This is a genomic window from Haloplanus sp. C73, assembly GCF_051195115.1.
Classification (GTDB): Archaea; Halobacteriota; Halobacteria; order Halobacteriales; family Haloferacaceae; genus Haloplanus.
The window spans coordinates 124,433-139,405 of sequence record NZ_JBNTJZ010000001.1 but is presented as its reverse complement, the minus strand read 5'-3'; the positions used below and the strand labels follow the sequence as shown (position 1 = coordinate 139,405).

13 protein-coding genes are annotated in these 14,973 nt (G+C 66.6%); 9 read left to right on the top strand and 4 right to left on the bottom strand.

Annotated features, from left to right (window positions below; genetic code table 11):
• Nucleotides 1–88 precede the first annotated feature (88 nt).
• The 3 genes from guaB to ACQUSQ_RS00720 all read left to right on the top strand — a co-directional run bounded on the left by guaB (nt 89) and on the right by ACQUSQ_RS00720 (nt 2,726).
• Nucleotides 89–1,585: an IMP dehydrogenase gene (gene guaB, locus ACQUSQ_RS00730; RefSeq protein ID WP_435066571.1), complete on the top strand. Its 1,497-nt coding sequence runs from the start codon at nt 89–91 to the stop codon at nt 1,583–1,585.
• A gap of 94 nt (nt 1,586–1,679) precedes the next feature.
• Complete coding sequence (locus tag ACQUSQ_RS00725; RefSeq protein ID WP_435066570.1) at nt 1,680–2,264, top strand: HalX domain-containing protein; 585 nt, start codon at nt 1,680–1,682, stop codon at nt 2,262–2,264.
• Between the two features lie 141 nt (nt 2,265–2,405).
• The gene (locus ACQUSQ_RS00720) at nt 2,406–2,726 is read left to right on the top strand and encodes a hypothetical protein (protein ID WP_435066569.1); all 321 of its coding nucleotides are present in this window, start codon (nt 2,406–2,408) and stop codon (nt 2,724–2,726) included.
• Here the strand turns inward: ACQUSQ_RS00720 and ACQUSQ_RS00715 are convergent.
• The 4 genes from ACQUSQ_RS00715 to ACQUSQ_RS00700 all read right to left on the bottom strand — a co-directional run bounded on the left by ACQUSQ_RS00715 (nt 2,723) and on the right by ACQUSQ_RS00700 (nt 7,329).
• Entirely contained in the window at nt 2,723–4,846 is a 2,124-nt protein-coding gene (locus ACQUSQ_RS00715; protein WP_435066568.1) for a hypothetical protein, read from the bottom strand. The two genes, ACQUSQ_RS00720 and ACQUSQ_RS00715, sit on opposite strands and share 4 nt — an antisense overlap.
• A 50-nt stretch (nt 4,847–4,896) precedes the next feature.
• Nucleotides 4,897–5,622 carry a DUF7504 family protein gene (locus tag ACQUSQ_RS00710; RefSeq protein ID WP_435066567.1) on the bottom strand — a complete coding sequence of 242 codons (726 nt, stop codon included), beginning with the start codon at nt 5,620–5,622 and terminating at the stop codon, nt 4,897–4,899.
• An 82-nt stretch (nt 5,623–5,704) separates the two neighbouring features.
• The gene (locus ACQUSQ_RS00705; protein ID WP_435066566.1) at nt 5,705–6,844 is read right to left on the bottom strand and encodes a pyridoxal phosphate-dependent aminotransferase; all 1,140 of its coding nucleotides are present in this window, start codon (nt 6,842–6,844) and stop codon (nt 5,705–5,707) included.
• Nucleotides 6,841–7,329, bottom strand: a complete 489-nt coding sequence (locus tag ACQUSQ_RS00700) for an Lrp/AsnC family transcriptional regulator (protein ID WP_435066565.1) — start codon at nt 7,327–7,329, stop codon at nt 6,841–6,843. The genes ACQUSQ_RS00705 and ACQUSQ_RS00700 overlap by 4 nt, the downstream gene beginning before the upstream one ends.
• A gap of 135 nt (nt 7,330–7,464) precedes the next feature.
• On the opposite strand from ACQUSQ_RS00700, the gene ACQUSQ_RS00695 reads away from it, so the two are divergent.
• From ACQUSQ_RS00695 to ACQUSQ_RS00670, 6 genes are read left to right on the top strand one after another with little or no spacing between them, the layout of a single operon-like run.
• The gene (locus ACQUSQ_RS00695; RefSeq protein WP_435066563.1) at nt 7,465–9,264 is read left to right on the top strand and encodes a DUF7408 domain-containing protein; all 1,800 of its coding nucleotides are present in this window, start codon (nt 7,465–7,467) and stop codon (nt 9,262–9,264) included.
• Nucleotides 9,264–11,639 (top strand): VWA domain-containing protein, encoded by a 2,376-nt coding sequence (locus tag ACQUSQ_RS00690; protein ID WP_435066562.1) that lies wholly within the window; start codon nt 9,264–9,266, stop codon nt 11,637–11,639. Before ACQUSQ_RS00695 ends, ACQUSQ_RS00690 begins: the two co-directional genes overlap by 1 nt.
• The gene (locus tag ACQUSQ_RS00685) at nt 11,636–12,250 is read left to right on the top strand and encodes a chromosome partitioning protein (protein WP_435066561.1); all 615 of its coding nucleotides are present in this window, start codon (nt 11,636–11,638) and stop codon (nt 12,248–12,250) included. Before ACQUSQ_RS00690 ends, ACQUSQ_RS00685 begins: the two co-directional genes overlap by 4 nt.
• A gap of 2 nt (nt 12,251–12,252) precedes the next feature.
• Complete coding sequence (locus ACQUSQ_RS00680) at nt 12,253–13,158, top strand: DUF7502 family protein (RefSeq protein ID WP_435066560.1); 906 nt, start codon at nt 12,253–12,255, stop codon at nt 13,156–13,158.
• Nucleotides 13,155–14,111, top strand: a complete 957-nt coding sequence (locus ACQUSQ_RS00675; protein ID WP_435066559.1) for an AAA family ATPase — start codon at nt 13,155–13,157, stop codon at nt 14,109–14,111. The genes ACQUSQ_RS00680 and ACQUSQ_RS00675 overlap by 4 nt, the downstream gene beginning before the upstream one ends.
• Nucleotides 14,108–14,965, top strand: a complete 858-nt coding sequence (locus ACQUSQ_RS00670; protein WP_435066558.1) for a DUF58 domain-containing protein — start codon at nt 14,108–14,110, stop codon at nt 14,963–14,965. The genes ACQUSQ_RS00675 and ACQUSQ_RS00670 overlap by 4 nt, the downstream gene beginning before the upstream one ends.
• Nucleotides 14,966–14,973 lie beyond the last annotated feature (8 nt).

Here is a 14,973-nt window from a genome sequence, read left to right as displayed (position 1 = left end):
GGCTCACGCCGCCGAATCGGGGCGATATTCCCGACCGCGGGACGCCCAATCTCGGAACGTTTTTCCGGGCGGCGAGACGACGGTTTACATGGCGAACGACGTTCCCGATAGCGGACCCTTCTCGGAGAAACTGCGCGTACCGGAGTCGCTGACGTTCGACGACGTCCTGTTGCGACCGATGGAGAGCCACGTCGAACCCGACGAGGCCGACGTGTCGACGCAGGTGTCGACGAGCGTCAGTCTCAACATTCCCGTGCTCTCGGCGGCGATGGACACGGTCACCGAAAGTGACCTCGCCATCGCGATGGCCCGCAACGGCGGACTCGGCGTCCTCCACCGCAACATGACCGACGAGGAGATGGTCGTGGAGATAGAACGCGTGAAGCGAGCGGACGAACTCGTCATCCGGCGAGAGGACGTCGTGACGGCCGGGCCGGGCCAGACCGTCCGCGAAGTCGACGAGATGATGGAACGGGAGGGCGTCAGCGGCGCCCCCGTCGTCGACGACGACGACACGGTCCTCGGCATCATCTCCGGCACCGACATCCGGCCGTATCTCGAAGTCGGCGAATCCGACGAGGTGCGGAAAGCGATGACCGACGAGGTCATCACCGCCGGCGAGGGCGTCACGGCGCGTGACGCGCTCGAACTCATGTACGACCACAAAATCGAGCGCGTCCCCATCGTCGACGACGACGACCGACTCGTCGGGCTGGTGACGATGCAGGGCATCCTCCAGCGCCGCGAACACGAGAACGCGGCGCGCGACGAGGACGGCGCGCTCCGAATCGGCGTCGCTGTCGGCCCGTTCGAGGACGGCCGCGCGCGGGCCGCCGACGAGGCCGGTGCGGACGTGCTCTTTATCGACTGCGCACACGCACACAACCGGAACGTAATCGACAGCGCGCGCGAGATTAGCGAGGCAGTCGACGCCGACGTGGTCGTCGGCAACATCGGGACCCGAGAGGCCGCGAAGGCCGTCGTCGACTTCGCCGACGGCGTGAAAGTCGGCATCGGTCCCGGCTCCATCTGTACGACCCGAGTCGTCACGGGCGCGGGGATGCCCCAGATTACGGCGGTGTCTGAGGTTGCGGACGTGGCCACGAAACAGGACGTGCCGGTCATCGCCGACGGTGGTATTCGCTACTCCGGCGACGCCATCAAGGCCATCGCCGCGGGCGCGGACGCGGTCATGCTCGGCTCGTACTTCGCGGGGACGGACGAGGCGCCGGGCCGCGTCATCACCATGAACGGCAAGAAGTACAAGCAGTACCGTGGCATGGGCTCCGTCGGTGCAATGCGCTCCGGTGGCGGCGACCGCTACCTCAAAGACGAGGACGAGGACGAGGGCTTCGTCCCCGAGGGCGTCGAGGCGGCGACGCCGTACAAGGGCACGCTGGCCTCCGAACTCCACCAACTCGTCGGCGGCATGAAATCCGGCATGGGCTATGTCGGCGCCGCGACGATTCCGGAGTTCAAAGAGCGCTCCCGGTTCGTTCGGGTGTCCGCCGCCGGTCAGACCGAGGGCCACCCACACGACGTGATGATTACGGACGAGGCGCCGAACTACAGCCCGCAGGAGTAACTCCCCGGCACCGCGCCGCTGCAAGGGATATTTTGATATAGTCGCGTGACAGATAAGCGACCGTGAGTGGTCGCACGACCCCTCGGGGGTACGCATGAGCGACGAGTCCCCGCTCGTTCTCGTCGTCGAAGACGAACGTGACCTATCCGAGCTCTATCAGATGTGGCTCGCCAAGTCGTACCGGGTCCGAACGGCGTACGACGGGCGAGCAGCCCTCGACAAACTGGACGACGATGTCGACATCGTGTTGCTCGACCGGCGAATGCCGGACCTCTCGGGCGACGAGGTGCTCGAACGCATCCGAGAGCGCAACCTCGACTGCCGAGTCGCGATGGTGACGGCCGTCGAGCCAGACACCGACATCGTCGACATGCCGTTCGACGACTATCTGGTCAAGCCCATCTCCGAAACGGACCTCGTCGAGATGGTCGAGAACCTCTGTATCCGCGAGGAGTACGACGACGGCATCAGGGAACTCTTCTCGCTGGCCTCGAAGAAGGCGTTGCTCGAAACCGAGAAAGACGCCTCCGAACTCGAAGACGACGAGAACTACCAGCAACTGCTCTCCGACCTCGAGGAACTGCGGGCGAGCCTCGACGACCAGCTTTCGAATCTCGACACCGACGCCCTCACGCTCATCTACCGGGACCTCGACCGCGACCAGTCCGACGACGAGTAACCCCCGCTCCGTACCACCCTCCAGCAGCGGGGCTCCGTTCGCACCATTTTATGTCATTGTACGATTGCTTTAATTGATTATATTAACTATCAGATATTCTCGAAAAATTATATTTCGCCATCGCGCGACCGTTCGAGTGCAATGTCCGAAAGCGAACGCGGCACGATGGCAACGGATTCTGAAGAAACGCAGGCAGCGGGTAACGGCGGCGCAGTCTCTGGCCCCTACACCGCCGACGGCAACGGCGGCGCTGTTTCCGGCCCCTACAACGCTGATGGCAACGGCGGCGCTGTCTCCGGCCCCTACAACGCTGATGGCAACGGTGGCGCCGTCTCTGGCCCCTACAACGCTGATGGCAACGGTGGCGCCGTCTCTGGACCCTACAACGCAGATGGCAACGGTGGCGCCGTCTCAGGTCCCTACACCGCCGACGGCAACGGCGGCGCCGTCTCAGGTCCCTAAAGTTTCGAGAAGTCGAGTTCGTCGCTCCAGACCAACGACCCGTCGATTTTCACCGGCACCGTCTCCAGCGAGAGGAACCGCTGTAACTCCTCGCGGCTCATCTCGAACGTCTTGGACGTCCCCGACCAGAGGTGGTACTGCTCTTCGTCGTCAATCCACGGCATCACCATACTCCCCATCCCGACGCGGGTCGAGGGGTGGGTCTGCCAGTCGAGTTCGTATCGGTCACCGCCACAGCGCCGCACCACGCAGACGTTCGGCGGACTGCCGTCCGTCCGGGCCAGCGACAGGCTACTGTCGCCGATGATGGTGTACTGGTCGCCGATGACGGAGTCGTCGCGGGCGACTTCCAGCGCGCTTCCGACGGTGAAGCCTCGGTTGAGGAGGCGGGCAAGCATTCGGCCCATCCGGACCGCGCCGCTGTTGATGACGTCCGACAGCGTGACGATACCGGCGATGGCGCCGGCGTCGATGAGCGCCGACCCCTGCTCGTAGGACTGGCAGGCGTTGAGCAGGAAGGCGTCCGGTCCGGCGGCCCGAAGCGTCGTCGCGTCGAGTTTGCCGTCGGCGCATTCGAACCCCTCGCCGTCGATGTGGCCGATGTAGTGGAGGAGGTCCGCCTCCGCCGAGAGCACCTCGCGGAGTTCTCGCCGCGTCAGGTCGTGCTGAACTTGGACGTCGAAGGGAAGTTCGTCGCGGGAGCCGTACACCTCGTCGACCACGTCTCGCTCGTCGGCCATCTGGGCGTCGTTACAGACGACGGTGATGCCGATGTCGCCGTCGGCGGGCGTTCGGTCCAGCCGGTTGTAGAAGGCGTTGGTGGTGGCCTTGCTCGCGCCGATGGGGGCGCCCTCGCCGACCCACGACTGTTCGAGCGAGTCCGTCGCCTCCGGCTGGACGTAGGAGCGCGCGGCGCCGTCGGCGGCCGCGCTCCGGGTGAACGAGGAATCGCGGAAGAACTCGTTCGCGGCCGTCGTCTGCACCGCCGAACTCGGCTCCGGCTGGCTCTGTGGCGTCCGCACGACGGCGAGGTCGTTGGTGACAAAGGGGAGGAGTTCGACGTTCTCCGGGTCGGGCGCGACGTGCGAGGTGAGTCGCCACTCGGGGAGTTCGTCCTCGACGGCACCGAACGGGACGGAGAGATACTCCGCCAACTGGGTCGCGAGTGGCTGGTCGTACAGCCACGCGAAATCGAGGTCGAGCGACGACTCGATGGCCGCGCGTTCGTGCAGGTCGACCGAGTAGTACCCCTCCGTCCGCGTCACACAATCGAGGAAGAAGGTCTGCTTGAGGACGCGTTCGACTTCCGTCTCGAAGCCACGCACCGTGTCCAAATCGTGTTCGAACCCGTCGTCGGTCACCAGCCGCGGCCGGTCGCTGGGGACGATGTCCGCGGCGACGTAGTACGCGAGCGGTGCGGCGACGTATATCGACTCGTGGTCCGGCGGGAGTTCGAGTCTGACGCCCGTCTCGGGCGAGGACACACCGTCGGGTACGTGTACGTCGTCCCCGAGTTCGACCAGCGGCGGATGTCCCCGGAGCGTCGGATACGACCGCTCCGGCGACGTCGTCTTCAGCGCCGAGGAGAACTCGCTGACGGCGGTCATCACGTCCAGCGGGTCCTCCGTCGTGGTGAGCGTCGCCGCCGGCCCCTCGTGGTGGGACCGGGCGCCGACGCGAACCTCCCGAACGCCGTCGAACTCGATGTGCGTTCGGGTCACGTCTGACGTGACGGTGACCGGTCCCTCGACCCGGAGATACATCTTGATGGGGCCACAGAGTTCGAGGCTGTACTGCCCGTGAGGGAACTCCTCGTGGGCGGAGTGCTCCGTCTCGGCGAGCATGGTGCCCGCCTCGTCGCGAACGTAGACCGAGACGACCGTCGGGAGCGTAATCGAGGCCGTATCGACCGCCACCGCGGCGTCGACGGGGAAGCGATGCCCGTCGGGGTCGACCGGCGTCGGCGAAACGGGGCGGTCGGTGAACAGTCGGAACTGATTGCGCTCTATCAGGTCCGACACCATCAGCCCCGGTTCGTCGTCCAGTGGGGAAAAGGCCACTTCGAGCGTGTCCTGCTCCGTTTCGGAGCGGCCCGCCGACGACCGCTCGGTCCGACTCATCGTGCGTGTACGTCAGTCGTTGTCCACAAAAGCATATTGTTGGTTTGTCGTCACTTCTCGTGAGCCGAGCGCTCGATTGGAAGCCAGTCCGAGGTCAGGTCGCGGTCGCGGAAGTGCCATCGCTGGTCGAGACCACCCCCTTCGAGGCGGAGTTCGACCGTCGCGTCGAACAGCGGTCGAAACAGCCTGACGACCTCCGAATCGAGCGTTCGCGGGAGCCGAAAGTGGACGAGTCCGGAGACGGCTCGCGCCTGCGCGATGGTGACATGTAGGAAGCGAAAGGCCGCCTCGCGCCCGTACGTCGACAACAGCGTCGGCAGGCAGTCGAAGGCCATGCGGAACTCGGCGGGCGCGAGGCCGCCAGCGAACAGGTCGAACTCGTCGATGACCTCCGCGATGGTGGCGCCGAGTTCGCGAATCGAGCCGTCGATGACGTGAGTCCGTGGGGTGACTTGGTCGAGCGAGTGGTCGGCCGTCGCCGCCGACCGTGCCGACTCGCCGCGCGTGACGAGTCGGGCGTACTCGGAGGAGAGCGGCCCGGTTTCGCGGAGCCGACGAACCGCGTCGACGCGATTCGGCTCCGGCGTCACGACGAGTCGTCGCCGCGGCGGGTCCGCGGCGGGGTCGCCCAGCATCGTCGCTGACGCGTCCGCGAACAACTCCTCGGGGACCGAGCCAACGACGAGGAGCGCACTCCCCTGTTCTTTCAGCGTTGCCAAGGCGTGAGCGAAGCTAACACCGTCGTCGTCAGGTCCCATCCCGCCACCCGCAAGCATCAACAGTCCGAAGGGAACGCCTACAAATAATACTTCTTATCGAAGAATCAACGGTAATATTCGGAGCGGGCCGAGTCGGCGCTCAGCGCTCCTCCAAGAACGCCTCGATGCGGTTTAGCGCCTCCTTTAGCTCCGACATACCCGTCGCGTAGGAGACACGGAGGTGGCCGTAGCCTTCCTCGCCGAAGACTCGACCGGGAACCAGCGCCACGCCCTTGTCGTGGAGCAGGTCCTCCGCGAACTGCTCGTCGTCGTACGGCGCCTCGGGGAAGGCGTAGAACGCGCCAGTCGCCTCGAAGCAGTCGAGGCCCATGTCCCGGAACCGCGAGATGACGAAGCGCCGGCGGCGGTCGTACTGCTTTCGCATCTCGGTCACGTCGTCGTCACACGACTGCAGGGCTTCGAGCGCGGCGTACTGGGCCGTCGTCGGCGCCGAGAGCATCGTGTACTGGTGGATGCGGTTCATCGCGTCGATGGCCTCGCTCGGCCCGAGTGCGTACCCGAGTCGAAGCCCCGTCATGGCGTAGGCCTTCGAGAAGCCGTTGAAGACGATGGTCCGCTTTCGCATCCCGGGCATCGTCGAGATGGACGTATGCTCGCCCTGATAGGTCAGTCCCGCGTAGATTTCGTCGGAGAGCACCGTCAGGTCGTGTTCGCGGGCGAACTCCGCGATTTCAGCGAGTTCGTCGGCAGTCGCCGTCGCCCCCGTCGGGTTGTTGGGGTAACACATCATCAGCACCTCGGCGTCGGCGGCGCCGGCCCGTTCCAAGTCGTCGTACGTGAGCACGAAATCGTTTTCCGCGCGCGTGGAGACGGGCAGGGGTTCGCCACCCGAGAATCGCACGCCGGGACCGTAGGAGATGTACGCCGGCGACTGGATGGCGACGGCGTCGCCGGGGTCGACGACCGCTCGCAGCGCGAGGTCGACCGCTTCGCTGGCGCCGGTCGTCACCAGAATCTCCTCTTCCGGCCCATAATCGAGGTCGTAGCGCGTGACGTGCTCCGAGATGGCCGACCGGAGGTCGTACATCCCGCGGTTGGTGGTGTAGGAAGTGCGCCCCCGCTCCAGCGAGTGGATGGCGGCCGCGCGGGCCTTCCACGGCGCGCTGAAGTCGGGTTCGCCCACGCCCAGCGAGATGACGTCGTCCATCTCCTCGGCGAGTTCGAAGAACCGACGAATGCCGGACGGCGGCGTGGCCTCTGCTCGGTCCGACAGCTTCATGGCGAGACTGAGAGCCGGTCGTCGTCGTCGCGCTCGGTGAACTCCATGCCGCGGTTCTTGTAGGTCTTCATGACGAAGTGGGTCACCGTCTGAGTCACTTCGGGGATAGGCGCAATCTGCTCGGAGACGAACATGGAGACGGCACGCATCGACTCGGATTCGACGGTCACGTCGAAGTCGTAGTCACCGGAGACGAGATGCAGAGCTGTGACCTCGTCGAACTTCGTGATTCGGCGCGCGACTTCCGCGTACGTCGTGTCGCGGTCGAGTTCGAGATTGAGTTCGACCTCGGCGGTGACGTGGTCCTCGTCGACTTTGCTCCAGTCGACGACGGCCTGATAGCCGAGAATCGACCCGTCGTCTTCGAGGTCCGAGAGCATCTCCTCGACCTCTTCCTGTGACCGGCCGAGCTGTCGGGCGATTGTCTCCGTGTCCTCGCGAGCGTCCTCGAGAAGCAAATCGACTAGCTCCCGTTTAGTGTCCATACTGGAGGGTGGGTAGCCTCAGTAAAAGGGTTTGCCTACGCGTCAGTATCCGTGTCGAACGATGGAGACACCGGTCGGTGTCTAACCCCACGGCACCGGCGAAAAAGAGATACGGGACGCCACCGAGACACGGACATGGCCCTCTCCGACGCTTTTCTCACGCCGCTGGGGTTGGTCGCCCTGCTCGGCGTGGTCCCCATCGTGGTCCTCTATCTGGTCCAGCCCGACCCCCGCCGCGTCGAACTCCCGACGCTCCGCCTCCTCCTCGAAGACGACGAGCGCGACGCGTCGAACCCCCTGCTCGAACGGATTCGCCGGAGCCTCCTCCTGATACTGCAACTGCTCGTCGTCGTCGCCCTCGCCATGGCGCTTGCCGGCCCCTACGTCACCGTCTCCGAGAGCCAGACCGTCGAGGAGACGGTCATCGTCCTCGACGGGAGCGCGAGCATGGGCGTCGAGACGGGCGACGGAACCCGCTTCGACGCCGCGCAGGCGACGGCCCGCGAGGTGACGACCGGAACCAACTCCGTCGTCTTCGCCGGGAGCGACAGCCGCATCGCCCTCCGCTCGGGTGGGCGCGACGAGGTGGCCCAAACGCTCGACGGCCTCGCCGTCACCGACGCGCCCGCAGACCTCGGCGCCGCTATCGCACAGGCCGCGTCCATCGCGGGCGAGAACGCCCGCATCGTCGTCCTCAGCGACTTCGCGGACGACACGGGATGGTCCGACTCGGTCCAATCCGCCCGCGCCCGCGGCCTCGTCGTCGACCTCCGGCAGTTCTCGGACGGGGGCGCGAACAACGTCGGCATCGTCGACCGGTCGTTCTCGGGGCGCGAGGTGACGCTCTCGGTGAAGAACTTCGGGACTCGGCAGGTCAGCCGGACGGTGTCGCTGGGCGACCAGCAGCGCTCGGTCACGCTCGGTCCCGGCGACATCAAGCGCGTGACGCTCCGCGTGCCCGGTGGCGGCGGGGAGGCGCGACTCTCGCCCGGTGACGACTTTCCGACCGACGACACGGCGTTCGTGGCCGCGCCCGCGGACCCGACGGTCGACGTTCTCTTGCTTACCAACGACCGGAACCGGTATCTGGTCGCCGCGCTCTCGGTCGTCGACGAGGTGCAACTGACCGTCGACGAACCGCCGACGACGGTCGAAGACGACTACGACGTCATCCTCTACAGCAACCTCGACCCCGAGCGACTCCTCCGCGGGAACGTCGAGGCCGGCCGTGACCTCATCGAATCCGGGGGCGGCGTCGGCGTCCTCGCCCAGCCGTCGTCGCCGAGCGCCCTCGGCGACCTTCGGCTCCTGTCACCGTCGGGCGTCGGCACCAACCCCTCCATCGGCCGGGTGGCGACCGACGAACTCACCCGCGGCATCGACTTCCCGCCGCCCGAGCGCTACCAGCAGGGGACGCTACAGGCCGGCACGCCCCTCGTGACCACCGCGAACGGAACGCCGCTCGTCGCCACCCAGACCCGCGGCGCCGGGCGCGTCCTCCACTACGGCTACGTCGTCGACGACGACCCCTTCCGGTTCAACTACCAGTACCCCGTCTTCTGGAAGCGGGCGACCTTCTATCTCGCGGGGCGCGAACCGCTCCCGTCGCTGAACCGAGAGACGGGAACGCGACTCCAACTCGGCGACGAGACGCGCATCGAGACGCCCGACGGCGCCGTCACCGCACAGGTCGTCCCCCTCGACCGGACGGGCTTTTACACCACGCCCAGCCGTCGCGTCGGCGTCTCCCTGTACAGCGAAGCCGAGTCAGACGTCGCCGCCCAGTCGCTCGCCGACCGCACCGACGGGACGGGAGCCACCGTCCGCGAGGAAGATAGGCAGGTGCCCCGGCCGCTGACGCCGTTCGTCGCGCTCGCGGGGCTGGTCCTCGCCGTGGGCGAACTCGCCTACCTCCGTCGCCGGGGTGACCTGTGATGTCCGTGCCACTCCAGTCGGTGCAGACGACGCTCGGCGACGCCGTCGTCGGCGTCGAGAGCCCGCTCGTACTGCTGGCGCTGCCCGTCGTCGTCGCCGTACTGGTCCTGCTCGTCCGCTACCGGGTTCGGGGGACGGCGTCGACGCGGAGTCGACGCCTCCTGCTCGCCTCGCGCGTGACGATTGCGGTGTTGCTCGTCGTCGCCGCCGCGGGCCCCTACACCGTCGTCACGATGGAGACGCGGGGCGACCCCTCGGTGTCCCTACTCGTGGACCGCTCTGACAGCATGGCGGTGTCGCCGGTCGATACTGAAGGGCTCGCGGCCGACATCGAACGCGAGGGCGTCCCGGTCACGACATCGACCATCGGACAGGGGACGAACTCTCGCGTCGGCGACGGCATCGCCGCCAACCTCCGCGAGAACGGGTCGGTCGTCGTCGTCTCCGACGGCCAAGTGACGGGCGGGCAGAGCCTGACCGAGACGACGGAGTACGCTCGGTCGCTCAACGCCACCATCAGCACCGTTTCGCCGCCGCCGACGCGGACGGAGCGCCACGTCACCGTCTCCGGGCCGAGCAAAGCCAGCGTCGGCGTCGAGAGCCGGTTTCTGGTGCAGGTCGAGGGCGTGCAAGCGACCAACCCGGTCGACGTGACCGTCGAAATCGACGGCCAGACGGTCGCCACCGAGCGCATCGCCGACGGTGAGGGGAGCGTCTCCGTGAGCCACACGTTCGAGGAAACGGGCGACCACGAACTGACCGCCGAAATCGGCGGGAGCGACATCTATCCCGAGAACGACCGGGCGCTGAAGACGGTTCGCGTCGTCGAGCAACCGCAGATTCTGTACGTCTCGCGGGGTAACTACTCCCTCCAGCCGTATCTGACCCAACTGTACGACGTCGAGACGGCTCAGTCGGTGCCGGAGAATCTCGACCCCTACTACGCCGTCGTGGTGCAGAACGTGGCGGCCGACGACATCGGCAACGTGGACGAACTCCAGCGGTTCGTCATCGACGGCGGGGGCCTGCTGGTGGCCGGCGGGCCGAACAGCTTCGAGAACGGCGGCTACGCCAACTCCTCCATCGCCGCGACGCTTCCGGTCACCTTCGGGGAGTCGACCCCCGGCAGCGCGCGTATCGTCATGCTCATCGACGTCTCCGGCAGTGCGGGAACGGGAATGCAGGTCCAGAAGGCCATCGCCCTCGACGCCCTCTCGCAACTCGACGACGAGAACACCGTCGGCGTCGTCGGCTTCAATCAGCAGGCCTACAGCGTCGTCGACCCCGCGCCGCTGAGCGAGAACCGGAACACCGTCGAGGACCGAATCCGGCGGCTACAGGCCGGCGGCGCCACCAACATCGCCAACGGCCTACAGGGCGCCGCGGAGATGCTCGGCGGCCAGCGCGGGACGATAATCCTCGTCAGCGACGGCGCCGACACGGAGAGTCGGTCGAGAGTGGTCGCGAGTACGCTCGGCCGGCAGGGGATTCGCGTCGTCGCCGTCGGCGCCGGGCGAAACGTCAACGAGAACGTCCTCCGGCGCATCGCCAGCGAGTCCGGCGGCAACTACTTCCGCGCCGACGAGACGGACCGCCTGCGTCTGCTCTTCGGCGGCGCCAGCCGGCAGTTCCAAGGCGAGGGCCTCACCATCGTCGATTCGAATCACTTCATCACCAGCGGCGTCACCCTCGAATCCGACCCCGGCAGCGTCAACGACGTGTCGATGCGCCCCGGCGCGGACTTCCTCGTCGCCACCTCGGACGGCACGCCCGCCGTCGCCTCGTGGCGATACGGACTGGGCCGGGTCGCCACCATCACCACCTACGGGCCCGACGGCGGCCTCGACGGACTGCTCCAACAGCCCGACTCCCTACTCGTCTCGAAGTCCGTCAACTACGCCATCGGCGACCCCGAGCGCAAGGCCACGGGCGTAACCGACGTGGGCGACACCCGCGTCGGCCAGCCGACGACCGTCATCTATCGGGGCAACAGCCCGCCGAGTGGCTCCGACCTCTCGTTCAGCGCCGTGGACGACGGCGTCTACCGGGCGCAGGTGACGCCGACCGAGACGGGATTCAAGAGCGCCGCTGGGGCGACATACGCCGCCAACCCCCATCCGGAGTACGCCGGCTTCGGGACGTCGACGACGCTCACCGAAGCCGTGCGGTCGACGGGCGGCCAGCAGTTCGAGCGCGGACAGGCCGCCCAAATCGCCGAGTTCGCCCGCCAGCAGTCGACGCGCGTCCGCGACGTGCGCCAGATATGGGACTGGGCGTTCCTCGTCGCGGCGCTCCTCCTCTTCGTCGCTGAGGTGGTCGTCCGGCGGCTTCAAGTGTACAACGGTCGTACGCGAAGAGAGAGTGGTCTCCCATGAGCCTCATCGGTCGGTCGATTAACCTCGCCCTCGCCCTCCTCGTCTGCGTGTCCGTCGCGGGCACCGCCGGCGCAACGCTCTACTACCAAGAGTCGGTCGAGGAACTCGACGCCGAGAACAGCGACCTGCGACAGCAGAACCAACAGCTTCGCTCGGACCTCCAGCAGACCCGGCAGGACCTCCAGCAGGCGCGCGAGCGACTGCGCGAGCTGAACGAGAGCCTCGAAACCACCCGGAGCGACGTGGGGCAGGTGTCTGAAAACCTCGAAGAGACCGAGGGCCAACTGGAGTCGACCGAGGAGGAACTCGCCTCGACACAACAGGACCTGCAGGCGGCCCAAGACCGAGTGCAGGAACTCGAAGGCCGGGTCGAAACCCTCGAAGACCGCAATCAGAACCTCCAGAGCGAGGTCAACAGCCTCGAATCCGAGAATCAGGACCTCCGCGAGGAGCGCGACCAACTCCAAGAGGACGTGGATGACCTGAACGACGAGGTGGCCAGCCTCGAAGATCAGGTCGAACAGCGCAACGACCGAATCGACGAACTCACTCGGCAGCGAAATCAGGCCTGTGCCGAAATCAACGGCACGAAGCCGAGTTTCTGTCCGTGACCATGGCCGAGACAGAGACTGAGGAGTCACCGACCGAAGCCCGACAGCTCAGGCGAGCGCTGAAGGAAATTCGCCGTGAGGGATGGAAGGTGGCGGCCATCTACGCCGTCGTCGACGCCGCGCTCGCAACGTTACTCGTCAACCTCCTCGTGACGTTTCTGGACGGGGTGCCGGGACTCCCGAATCGACTGCCGATTCCCGACGCGATTCTCCGCGTTCTCCGCGAGGCGGCGGGGATTCAGCCCGCTGAGCCGACAGTGTCGAGCGCCGCCGTCGTCGGCGTCGTCGTCGGCCTTCTCGTCGCCATCGTCGACGTGGCGTGGCGAGTTCGGCGCCCACTCGTCGAGCAGTTCGAATCCGCCAATCCGGCGCTCCGGGAGTCGCTGCGGACGGCCCGTGACGCCGTGCGCGCGGACCGCGAGTCGCGGATGGCGCGGCGGCTCTACGAGCGCGTCCTCGCCGACCTCAGAGAGTCGTCGAGTATCGGCCTCATCGACCTGCGCCGAATCGGAGTCTCGGTCCTCCTCATCACCGTCGTGAGTTTCGCGACGATTCAGTTGGCCGTCGTCGACATCTCGCTCGCCGGCCTCGGCGGCCAGCCAGATGCGGCCCCCGACGGCGGCACCGACTCGGACTACTCCGGGCTACAGGACGGCTCGTCGATACTCGGCGAACCGGAGGACGTGCCGGAGGGCGAGGACGAACTCGACACCACCATCGACACCAGCGGGTCGGGCGGTGGCGGAGCGGGCAACGGGTCGGCGACGGCGTACGAGAACAGCGGCTTCGGCGGTGCCGACAGCATCGAGAGCCAGCGCGCGGGCTACACCGAGAGCGAGCAACTCGAAGACGCGGAGCTGATTCGAGAGTACAACCTGCGGATACGAGAGGAGACAGACGACGAATGAGCGAGCAAGACCCAGACATCGACGCGCTACAGCAACGACTCGGCGACGTCCGCGAGGAAGTCGGCAAACGCATCGTCGGCCAACACGACGTGCTCGAACGCCTCCTCGTCTGCATCCTCGCCGACGGCAACGCCCTCCTCGAAAGTAACCCGGGGCTGGGGAAGACGACGATGGTGCGCACCGTCGCCGACGTGACCGACCTCGATTTCTCGCGGGTGCAGAACACGCCCGACCTGATGCCCTCCGACATCACGGGCACCGAAATTATCCGCGAGTCCGAGGGGAACCGCGAGTTCGTCTTCGAGAAAGGCCCCATCTTCGCGAACGTCGTCCTCGCGGACGAAATCAATCGCGCGACGCCGAAGACGCAGGCGGCACTGCTGGAGGCGATGCAGGAGAAACAGGTCACCGCGGCCGGAGAGACGTACGACCTCCCGCGGCCCTTCTTCGTCCTCGCGACGCAGAACCCCATCGACCAAGAGGGGACCTACCCCCTGCCCGAGGCCCAGACCGACCGCTTCCTCCTGAAACTCGTCCTCGATTACCCCTCCTACGAGGAGGAGCGAGACATCGTGCGCCTCTACACCGAAGGCGGGTCGCAGTCGGTGCCGCCGGTCGAGAAGGTGCTCACGCGCGAGGAAATCAAACAGATTCAGTCCCTCGTCCGCGAGATGCCCATCGCCGACGACGTGCGCGACCGGGCGATTCGGCTGGTGCGGGCGACCCGCGAGGCCGAGACGGTCGACTTCGGCGCGAGTCCGCGCGCCAGCATGGGCCTCGTGCTCACCGCGAAAGCGCGGGCGTTTCTCCACGGCCGCAATCACGTCTCGTGGGAGGACGTCGAGGCGATGGCGCCGCCGGTCCTCCGGCACCGCATCCTGCTCGATTTCCGCGCCGAGCGCGAGGGGCTGACGACCGACGACGTCATCGCGGACCTCCTCACCGAGGTATGATAGACCCCGACTTCCTCGACGAACTCGACCGCTTCGAGGCGTCGCTGGACCAGCAGACGACGGCCATCAAGAAGGGGGAACGCGAGTCGCCGAGCGTCGGCGAGGGACTGACTTTTAGCGACTACCGCCGATACGCCCCCGGCGACGACACGCGCCTCATCGACTGGCGGCTCTACGCGCGGACGGAGGAGTTTTTCATCAAGCAGTTCGAGGAGGAGCGGAATCTGACGGTTCACATCCTGCTCGATGCGAGCGCGTCGATGGATTTCGGCGACGAGACGGAACACAAGTTCGAGTTCGGCGCGAAACTCGGGCTGGGATACGCCTATCTGGTCGCCGAGGAACACGACGACTTCCGGTTCTCTCTGTTTCGCGAGCGTCACGACCGTATCGACACCGGGAAATCGACGCGAGGGGAGGTGCTGGCGCTCATCGACCGCCTCAACGAGGCCGAGTTGGATAGGGAAGCTGACTTCGAGACGGCGCTCTCCGAGTACGCGGCGTCGATTCGCTCACGCTCGCTCGTCGTCGTCGTCACCGACTGCATCGGCGACCTCGACGGGTTGGAGACGGGACTGGCGTCGCTCGCCCGCAACGAGGTGGTCCTCGTGCAGGTGCTCTCGCCGGACGAACTCGACCCGGACGTGGCCGGCGACACCATCTTCGAGGACCTAGAGTCGGATCTCTCCCGGCGGACGTACTTCGGCGGGCGGCTGGCGGAGACGTACCGCGACCGGGTCGACACCTTCGTCGACGACGTGTCGAACCGGGCACAGGACCTCCAAGTCGCGCACCGACTGGTGGCGACCGACGAGGACTTCTTCGACGCCTTCGCGGCGGTCTGGATAGGGTAGAAGTTTTG